General features: G+C 48.5%; 8 protein-coding genes. 3 read left to right on the top strand and 5 right to left on the bottom strand.

Annotated elements, in window-relative coordinates:
• The first annotated feature begins 21 nt into the window (after window positions 1-21).
• Entirely contained in the window at window positions 22-1,110 is a 1,089-nt protein-coding gene (locus ACXAFQ_RS12355; protein WP_474822396.1) for an adenylate/guanylate cyclase domain-containing protein, read from the top strand.
• Window positions 1,111-1,122: 12 nt separating this feature from the next.
• On the opposite strand, the gene ACXAFQ_RS12360 is transcribed toward ACXAFQ_RS12355, so the two are convergent.
• Window positions 1,123-2,049 (bottom strand): Dyp-type peroxidase, encoded by a 927-nt coding sequence (locus tag ACXAFQ_RS12360; RefSeq protein WP_474822400.1) that lies wholly within the window; start codon window positions 2,047-2,049, stop codon window positions 1,123-1,125.
• A 73-nt stretch (window positions 2,050-2,122) separates the two neighbouring features.
• On the bottom strand, window positions 2,123-3,781 hold the full coding sequence (ggt, locus tag ACXAFQ_RS12365) for a gamma-glutamyltransferase (protein WP_474822492.1): 1,659 nt from the start codon (window positions 3,779-3,781) through the stop codon (window positions 2,123-2,125).
• 348 nt (window positions 3,782-4,129) lie between these two features.
• Between ggt and ACXAFQ_RS12370 the strand changes: the two genes are divergently transcribed.
• The gene (locus tag ACXAFQ_RS12370; protein ID WP_474822405.1) at window positions 4,130-4,996 is read left to right on the top strand and encodes a glycosyltransferase family 2 protein; all 867 of its coding nucleotides are present in this window, start codon (window positions 4,130-4,132) and stop codon (window positions 4,994-4,996) included.
• A gap of 110 nt (window positions 4,997-5,106) precedes the next feature.
• On the opposite strand, the gene ACXAFQ_RS12375 is transcribed toward ACXAFQ_RS12370, so the two are convergent.
• The 3 genes from ACXAFQ_RS12375 to glnK form a co-directional block, all read right to left on the bottom strand.
• Entirely contained in the window at window positions 5,107-6,609 is a 1,503-nt protein-coding gene (locus ACXAFQ_RS12375; RefSeq protein ID WP_474822407.1) for a catalase, read from the bottom strand.
• A 215-nt stretch (window positions 6,610-6,824) separates the two neighbouring features.
• Entirely contained in the window at window positions 6,825-8,069 is a 1,245-nt protein-coding gene (locus tag ACXAFQ_RS12380; RefSeq protein WP_474822412.1) for an ammonium transporter, read from the bottom strand.
• Window positions 8,070-8,099: 30 nt separating this feature from the next.
• Complete coding sequence (gene glnK, locus ACXAFQ_RS12385; protein WP_070126601.1) at window positions 8,100-8,438, bottom strand: P-II family nitrogen regulator; 339 nt, start codon at window positions 8,436-8,438, stop codon at window positions 8,100-8,102.
• Between the two features lie 447 nt (window positions 8,439-8,885).
• Here glnK and ACXAFQ_RS12390 point away from each other — a divergent pair.
• A partial coding sequence (locus ACXAFQ_RS12390; protein WP_474822418.1) for a hypothetical protein occupies window positions 8,886-9,299 on the top strand: 414 nt, incomplete at its 3' end.

The following is a 9,299-nucleotide window of genomic DNA, read 5'->3' on the forward strand; positions in this document are numbered from 1 at the left end:
AACCCGGATTGCGGTGACACCATGACGTTAAGTTGGTTACTCATAATTCTGCTTATCGCCCTTGGCGGTGTCGCCGTGTATTTGCTGCAACAGCAGCGTCAGGAAATCCGTTTCCTGAAGAATGAATTAGAAAACACGCATCCGCGCAACACGCCCATCAAAGACTCTCCCGATGAACGGGAAGCTAGCTATGCCGAGAAAGCCAATGAGGCCATGCTGCTAACCAAAACGTTTCAGAAGTTTGTCCCACGCCAGTTTGTTGAGCATTTTGCAAAACATGGGCCGGCCTCAACCCTGGAATTGGGTCACGCTGACGAAGACGAAGTGGCAATCCTGTTCTGCGATATACGCGGTTTCACTGGCCTTTCAGAGCGCTTAAGCCCACAGGAATTGATGAAGTTTCTGAATTCCTACTTCCTGCGTATGAACGACCCTATTCACCAGAATCGCGGCTTCATCGATAAGTTTATCGGCGATGCCATCATGGCGCTGTTCGACCATCCCGGTGGCTCGCCAAAAGATAAAGCACGGGATGCTATTCAGGCTGCCATCGACCTGCGCAAAGCGCTGATTTTATACAATTCACATCGCGACAACTGCGAGTATCTGCCTATCAACATGGGCATCGGCATTCACTTTGGCCCTGTTATTATTGGTACTGTAGGTTCAGATGACCGTATGGATACCACGGTACTTGGAGACAGTGTGAATATCGCGTTTCGACTCGAGTCGCTAACGCCGAAATACAATGCCGATATCATTGTGAGTGCGCAAACCCTGCAAACCATTGGCGCCGATTATCCGCTTAAAACACGCTTGCTCGATTGGGTGCGAGTGAAAGGGCGTCAGTCTGCCATTGAAGTGTATGAAGTGCTGGAACATCTTAGTGAAGCAGAGCAGAAAGCGCGTCTGTCAGTACAAACGCAAATCGCCGCCGGATTAGCCTGTCGAATTCGTCAGGAATGGGATGATGCGCTGGCCCACTTCATGAAAGCACAGCAAATTAATCCTGAAGATAAGCTTGCTCAGCATCATATTGACGTGTGCCTGCAATATCGCGGATTAACCTTACCGAAAGACTGGGACGGCGCCCTCAGCCTGAGCCAGTAAGCACCCTGCAACTTACTCGAGGCTTTGTTTCGCGTGTTCGCGGATGAAGGTGACAGAAGGAGCAAAAAACGCCGCCCCATTTTCTGCACTGGTGTAATCCAGCCAGCGATCATAGTCGCCATCGCCTGTCCCAAATACCTGGCTATGCAACATGGCTTTAAATGGCTGTGCACTGGCACCGCAGCTAACGAAAAACAGCCCCTGTGTGCTCAGGTCGCCGTACGGCATACCTTGTTTAATTAACCCCGGTAAATCATCGTCAGCGAACTTCACACTTGCTCTAATGCAGTGCGACATAGGATTTTGCTCTTGACTGACAAGGTTATGTTCGCGAGTGAGCCCCATCACCTGCTCTTGCTGTCTCGTAGACAAACTTTCCCAGCGCCGCAAATCGTGGCGATAACGCTGAACGTGCACGTAACTTCCCGCAACAAATTCGTTTTGCTCATCGTTAATCAACCCCACTTTTCGCCGCTGCATGCCTCGCGGGTTATCGGGGGCATAAATATAGCCATTGAGATCCCGGCCATCGAGATAGCGGAAGCCGCGGACTTGCTCTACCAGCTCGACATGCAGCCGCAACAGCTCCATGACCTCCATGCCTACGGCATGACAGATATCGAGACGGTCGGCACGAATTTGAATGAAAAGATCGCAGGGTGTCGCTGGCGCGGTTCTGTCTTCACACTGCATATCAGGAAACGGCGCCAGCTCGGTAGGAATAAAGCCGGGGTACACCTCTGTCCAGAAATTAGCACCAATGGCGACCATCCCCGTCAGCATGGCCTCGTAGTGCTCATTTTCGTAGTAATCAAAAATATCCAAAACCCGGGCGAGTTTGCCTCTAACCGTTTCCGCATCGTCATCCACGACATTTAGCAGCAAATACTGCGCATGCAGGTTTGGTTCAGCACACACCCCTTTTTGAGGTTGACTCATTTTATTCTTCCATTCGCCCGCTGGTTATTGAATTTATGGTGTTTTCCGCCGGACCTATAGGTATTAGTTTGGCTCAATAACCCGCGGCTTGTCCATCTTTTCGGCTTTCTGAGGCACCAAAGTAAACTTTTCGCTTATTATCCCACATAATCGCCTGGTATCCGCCATAAACTCCCACCGCAGGTTGCAGTGTATGGCCCCGTTCCAGCAACTCGCGTTTTACCTGTGCGCTCACGCCAGATTCTAAATGAACGAAACCGCCGTCGGTCATCAGTGCGCCTGTAGGGCTGCTCGAACCAGAGTGCAAAATACGAGGCGCGTCACCCGCTTCCTGCAAGTTCATACCGAAATCGATGAGATCTACGATGATTTGCGCGTGCATCTGCGGTTGCGTGCCACCGCCCATTACGCCAAAGCTTAACCAGGGATTGCCGTTCTTAGTAACAAAAGCCGGAATGATGGTATGGAACGGACGCTTTGCTGGCTGATATTCATTGGCGTGGCCTTCTTCCAGCGTGAACAACTCCCCTCTGTTCTGCAAAATAAAACCGAGATCGGTGGGCGTCATACCCGAGCCCATGCCGCGGTAGTTACTCTGAATAAGAGAAACCATATTGCCGCTTTTGTCTGCCACAGTGAGGTAGATGGTGTCGCCGTCGTACAATCCGGCATCATAGCGCTTCGCCGCGGTATCATTTTTGATAAGGGCTTTGCGCTGTTCAGCATAGTTTTTAGAGATTAACCAATCTACCGGCACGCTGGCGAAGTGCATATCGGCGTAAAATTTAGCGCGGTCTTCGAAAGCCAGTTTTTTCGCCTCGACAAAAGTATGGATGTAATCAGCAGAACCAAATCCCATACTCGCAATATCGTACTGTTCAAGAATATTGAGGATTTGTAGTGCAGCAATGCCTTGTCCGTTGGGCGGCAACTCCCAAACATCATAGCCGCGATAATTGGTCGATACAGGTTCGACCCATTCTGACGTATGCGCAGCCAAATCTTCGTAACTCAGATAACCGCCCTGCGCTTTCATGTACGCATCGATAACGCGGGCAATATCTCCTTTGTAGAACGCATCACGTCCGCCCGTTGCGATTTTTTCGTAAGTCGCAGCAAGACGAGGGTTTTTAAAGGTATCACCTTTCTGTGGAAGCTTTCCGTCTGGCAGGAAAGTCTCGGCAAAACCGGGATATTGTCCGATTCGTTTGTTATTCATGTCCCAGTAGTAAGCAATGAGTTCGCTCACGGGAAAGCCTTGCTTGGCGTATTCGATAGCCGGCGTCAAAATAGATGACATGGGCAGTGAGCCGAAACGGCTATGAAGCTCGAACCAGCCGTCAACTGCACCAGGCACCGACACAGGCAGCGGCCCGAATGACGGGATTTTACTCAACCCTCTATCGAGGAAGATATCTTTGGTGAGAGACTGCGGAGAACGTCCTGAAGCGTTAAGCCCGTAAAGCTTTTTTGTTTCTGCATCCCAGACAATGGCGAACAGGTCGCCGCCAATACCACTTCCGGTGGGTTCGACTAAACCTAACATGGCATTCGCAGCTATTGCCGCGTCGATCGCATTGCCGCCTTGCTTTAACACGTCTAACCCGACCTGGGTTGCCAGCGGTTGGCTAGTGGCCACCATACCGTGCTGCGCAATAACTTCTGAGCGGCTGGCAAACATTTTTCCGGTTACCCTGTCGTAAGCACTAACAGAGTAACTCACACTTGTCATAAAACATGCCGCACAGAACAGTTTGACTGCCTGCTTGATGGTTGCTCTGTTATTGTTCAATTATCCTCTCCATAGTGCACTGTGCCTGTAATATTTACCGACTTTAAAGGCTTTTATGGTGTATTACAAAGCTTGCATCGATTCGCCCTTTACAGTGTTCAAAAGAATAATTATCGACAAGTCGCATAGTTACCATTTGAACTATACTAAAGTTGAAAGATGGAACTAAGTTTGCAGTGTTCTTTTCGATCAATTGACTGTTTTGCTCAAATGACTCACCACTAGCCGTATCTGTGGATCACTATTAAACCCGTCCTTTAGGACATGAACCGACAGAGAGACGACGCCATGAGCACTGAATTTAGTATTGTTACTATTGTAAAGCGACGTACCCAGCAGTTGTCTAACCTGATTAGCAGTATCGAACGCTCCACTGTTCAACCAAAAGAAATGGTGATTGTGTGGATGGCGCCCCCCAGTGATGAATCGCTGCTGAGTAGCGAGCAATTCCCTATTGTGCACCGTTTTGCAGCAAGCGAAGAGCTTCCCATTCCCAAAGCCCGTAATCGCGGCTTTGACACCTGCAAAACCGATAAATTTATTTACCTGGATGTAGACTGCATTTGTCCAGAGACCCTACTTGGCGATCTGACCAAATCCCTTGGCGTTGGCAAAGTGGTCACCGCTAACGTCAGTCAGCTTGAACAGAAAGTAGATAACATTGATGAACGCTACCTGCAATCACTGGTTGCCCCGAATGTGACCGCACCTGAGAAAGTACCGTTTATTAATTTCGATACCAACATCTTCGGCATCACCCGTATCGATTACGAGCGCGTAGGCGGCTTCGACCTCGATTACCACGGTTTTGGTATAGGTGACCTCGATTTTGCTGCGCGCTGCAGTAAAGCGGGCCTTTATCTGCTGAATACCGGCAAACAGGTGTTTAAGCAGTTCCATGCTCACTACAACCCGCCGGTTAATCACCTTTGCGATATCGTTGCGAACGCTGAAGTATTCAAACAGAAATGGGGCGCTTACCCGACTTGCGATATGTTTTCCCAATTTGCTGAGTTAGGTTTGATTAACCAGGATTACGAGCAGGAAGGTATGCGCGTAATGCGTTTAGTGACGGACGAAGAGCTTGCGAAATATCTGGTTAAAGAGTCAGATGAAGACGCAACGCAAGCTGTAGATTTAGCGCAAACCGCCTAGGTGTTTGCGCACAGACTAGCTGCATAACCGTTTAATACATTTAGCAGCGAGTTTAAACAACCAAGCCCGGCTTTTCAGCCGGGCTTTTTACTGTATTAGCTTATCAGCAATTAGTTGTCTTCTAACGGCGTGTCATCGGTTACTGGCACGGCATTTACGTCAGAATCAAGTGCTTCATTGGCTTTTCTCACACCGGCGGCGTAATCAGGATGTACCTTTTCCAACACTGCATACCAACGCTCTTTCACGCTATCGGAACAAGGTCCCATCGCGGCAGCATAGTTGTTGTATAAGCGTTGCTTTTGTTCGTCCGAGAACATTTCGTATAACGCGCGCGGTTGCACATAATCAATATCGGCGTCTTCCTGAAAATAGCGGTCTGCGTCACCATCAATACGCAATGGCGGTTCAGGATTTTCAACCTGTGCTACCGGACCATTATGCTGATTCGGTTCATAGTAGGCGTCTGGATTGTCGAAATCATTCGTGAAGAAGCGCATAGCACCATCCTTGTGATAATGATTCACCTTGGCGTTCTTAGCCGCGTTAGCTGGCAATGCTTCGTAGTGCGTACCCAGGCGATAGCGATGGGCATCGGCATAGGAAAAGACCCTTGCCTGCAGCATTTTATCCGGGCTAAAACCAATACCAGGTACCACATTAGACGGGCTGTAAGCCGCGTTTTCAATCATCTGGAAATAGTTCTCAGGCACCGTGTGCATTTCCAACTCACCCACTTCGATTAACGGGAAGTCTTTATGTGGCCACACTTTGGTTAAATCAAAAGGATTGTAAGCCTGGTTGCCCGCTTCTTCTTCTGGCATTACCTGAATATAAAGCGTCCATTTTGGATACTTACCCTCTTCCACCGCATTGATCAGATCTTCCTGATACGACTCACGGGTTTTACCAATCAGCTTTTCAGATTCTTCATTGGTATAGTGCTCGTGGCCCTGCTGTGTTTTAAAGTGGAATTTCACCCAAAAACGTTCCCCTTCTGCATTCCACATGCTAAAGGTGTGAGAACCATAACCATTCATGTACATGGGGTTTTTAGGAATACCGCGGTCAGACATCAAAATGGTTACCTGATGCACACACTCTGGCTGCGCTGCCCAGAAGTCGAACATGGCTTCGGGACTACGTAAATTGGTTTTAGGGTGACGCTTTTGGGTACGAATAAAATCAGGGAATTTGTAACCGTCGCGGATAAAGAATACTGGCGTATTATTCCCTACCATATCCCAGTTTCCGTCTTCAGTATAAAACTTCAAACTAAACCCACGCACATCACGCTCGGTGTCAGCAGCACCAGACTCTCCGGCCACCGTGGACCAACGGCTTAGTACTTCGGTCTTCTTACCGATCTCGTTGAATACTTTTGCACAGGTATATTTGCTGATGTCGTGAGTCACGGTGAATGTGCCTTGCAGACCCCAGCCTTTGGCGTGCACCGTGCGCTCAGGAATACGCTCCCTATTTTGGTGCGCCAGCTTTTCGATAAGCTGATAGTCGGTTAACAGTGCCGGGCCACGGGCCCCTGCTGTACGGGTTGTTTGATTCGATTCGACCGGTGCACCGGCGCTTGTAGTAAGAGTTGGTTTCTTGCTCACATTGGTCTCCAGAGTGTCACTGTTGTGGTGTTTACTTTTACGTTTACTTTAGTACAACAATGGGCAGAAAACCGACCAATCGAATTTAGTGATTTATGCAGTAAGTTTTTTTGATTAGAAAGAAAAAACCCCGCGGGAAGCGGGGTTATAAGTTTGGTGAGTCAGACATTATAGTTGTATTTTAAATTGCCTGATCAAGTCTCCTGGAGTCTGTATTAACGACCAGAAGTGAAGTCTGGATAAGCTTCCAGGCCACATTCTGCAACGTCAACACCTTCAAACTCTTCTTCTTCAGATACTCGAATACCCATGATTGCTTTGAGTACTACCCAAACGATCAGGCTGGTAACGAATACCCATACAAAGATGGTTAATGCACCTAACAGCTGGCCACCAAAAGTAGAACCATCGTTAGTAACAGGAACCAGTAACAGACCTAACAGACCAACAACACCGTGAACAGAGATAGCGCCCACAGGATCATCGATTTTCAGTTTATCAAGGAACAGGATAGAGACTACAACCAGCAGACCACCCAGCGCACCGAACAGTGTCGCTTGCAGCGGAGTAGGTGTAGAAGGTTCTGCAGTGATAGCAACCAGACCAGCCAGCGCACCGTTCAGTACCATAGTCAGGTCTGCTTTACCGAACATGATGCGAGCCAGCAGCAGAGCAGCAATAGCACCACCAGCGGCAGCAGCGTTAGTGTTCATGAATACAACTGCAACTGCGTTTGCGCTTTCTACAGTAGCAGTAGCCAGTACTGAACCGCCGTTGAAACCGAACCAGCCCATCCACAGGATGAATGTACCTAATGTTGCCAGTGGCAGGTTTGCACCTGGGATAGCGTTAACTTTGCCATCTGCAGTGTATTTACCTTTACGAGCACCAAGAACCAGTACGCCAGCAAGCGCAGCAGCAGCACCAGCCATGTGAACGATACCAGAACCTGCAAAGTCAGAGAAACCTTCATCACCCAGCGTGTACATACCGAATACGGCTTCGCCACCCCAAGTCCAAGCACCTTCCATTGGGTAGATGAAACCAGTCATCACAACCGCAAAAGTAAGGAAAGCCCACAGTTTCATACGCTCAGCAACCGCACCAGATACGATAGACATAGCAGTCGCTACAAATACTACCTGGAAGAAGAAGTCAGCAGATGGCGCGTAAGTGGCTGCATCTTCAGCAACGCCAGTTGCACCGTCACCAACAATACCAGAAAGGAATAAAGTGAAGTCACCACCACCGTACATGATGCTGTAACCGCAAATCATGTACATGGTACAGGCAATCGCGTAAAGCGCGACGTTTTTGGTCAGGATTTCAGTTGTATTTTTCGCTCGTACCAGACCCGCTTCCAGCATTGCAAAGCCCGCAGCCATCCACATGACCAACGCACCGCAAATCAGGAAATAGAAGGTATCTAATGCATACCCAAGTTCGAATGTGATTTCCATTGTGTTCTCCGCAATTTCTCTTTTTGTTTTTTACAGCGCGTCTGCGTCAGTTTCGCCGGTACGAATACGTACTGCATGTTCAAGGTCGTAGACAAATACTTTACCGTCACCAATTTTGCCAGTTTTCGCTGCACCGGTGATGGCTTCTACCAGACGCTCAACCTGATCAGCTGCAACTGCAACTTCCAGTTTTACTTTTGGTAAGAAATCCACTTGATATTCAGCACCGCGGTACAGTTCAGTGTGTCCTTTCTGACGTCCAAAACCTTTCACTTCGGTAACGGTCAGGCCGTCGATTCCGATCTCTGAAATGGCTTCACGAACATCATCCAGCTTGAACGGCTTGATGATAGCTGTGACTAGTTTCATGTGTTGCTCCCAGATAATGGTTGTTTGTGTTCGCTTAAAGCGGGTTTTCACAATCTAAGACAAGTCCTATGCCATAAATTTTAATCCAACAGAATCATATATTTATGCAAATCGATGAATAAAAAATGTGAATTTTTTGCACCACATGTGATCACTAGACACCGATAGCACCAATTTGGTGCGAAGGTAAAAACTGTTAGGAAATGGTATTGTAAATGACGGAACTTCAAGCAGTTATTCAGGTCTTTGATGCGTATGGAAATAATGGAAAGCCCTTTCTTTGCGCCTCAGAGGCCACATATTGAGACGCCTCACAGCAAAAAGCGACGAGGGGTATTTGTTGCATCTGTGGTAATACACGCTGTACTGATTGTGATTCTCGCAACCGCTGAAAGGAACAGGACTATTCCAGCCCCCGAACTGCCTCCTCCAATTAACGCAAGATTAGTGTTCAAAGCACCGAGACCGGCAGTCACTAGCGAAGAAAATTTGCCGCAGCCCGCCATTGCGTCACCGCCGGCGACACAGCCTGTTGAAGAACCTTTACCTCAAATCGAGAAAGTCGACATTGAGCCCGTTGAGCCCGTGCCTGCTGAAAAGGTGAGTCAGGAGCCGGTTCAAAACCCCACATCGATAACGAAGGAGGCCACACCTTCTGCACCGGCCCCAGTAGTATCAGAAAAGGGAAGTCGCCCTGCGACCTCATTAACATCACGAAGTGCACTGGATGCTTTTTTTAGCCAACAGCAAGCGCAAGCTCGGCAACGAGACGCTGAAATGGCATCGAAAGAATATAGAAAGCAGAAGACATCGCCTGATATTGTCGACCCCCGCAAAGATAAACTTGAAGAAGAAGTGAAC

Source organism: Alteromonas sp. ABH2_165, assembly GCF_056159945.1.

What these genes read in the sequence shown, in the direction of transcription:
- ACXAFQ_RS12355 (WP_474822396.1), top strand. Translation starts at nt 22, where the DNA reads ATGACGTTAAGTTGGTTACTCATAATTCTGCTTATCGCCCTTGGCGGT.
- ACXAFQ_RS12360 (WP_474822400.1), bottom strand. Translation starts at nt 2,049, where the DNA reads ATGAGTCAACCTCAAAAAGGGGTGTGTGCTGAACCAAACCTGCATGCG.
- ggt (WP_474822492.1), bottom strand. Translation starts at nt 3,781, where the DNA reads ATGACAAGTGTGAGTTACTCTGTTAGTGCTTACGACAGGGTAACCGGA.
- ACXAFQ_RS12370 (WP_474822405.1), top strand. Translation starts at nt 4,130, where the DNA reads ATGAGCACTGAATTTAGTATTGTTACTATTGTAAAGCGACGTACCCAG.
- ACXAFQ_RS12380 (WP_474822412.1), bottom strand. Translation starts at nt 8,069, where the DNA reads ATGGAAATCACATTCGAACTTGGGTATGCATTAGATACCTTCTATTTC.
- glnK (WP_070126601.1), bottom strand. Translation starts at nt 8,438, where the DNA reads ATGAAACTAGTCACAGCTATCATCAAGCCGTTCAAGCTGGATGATGTT.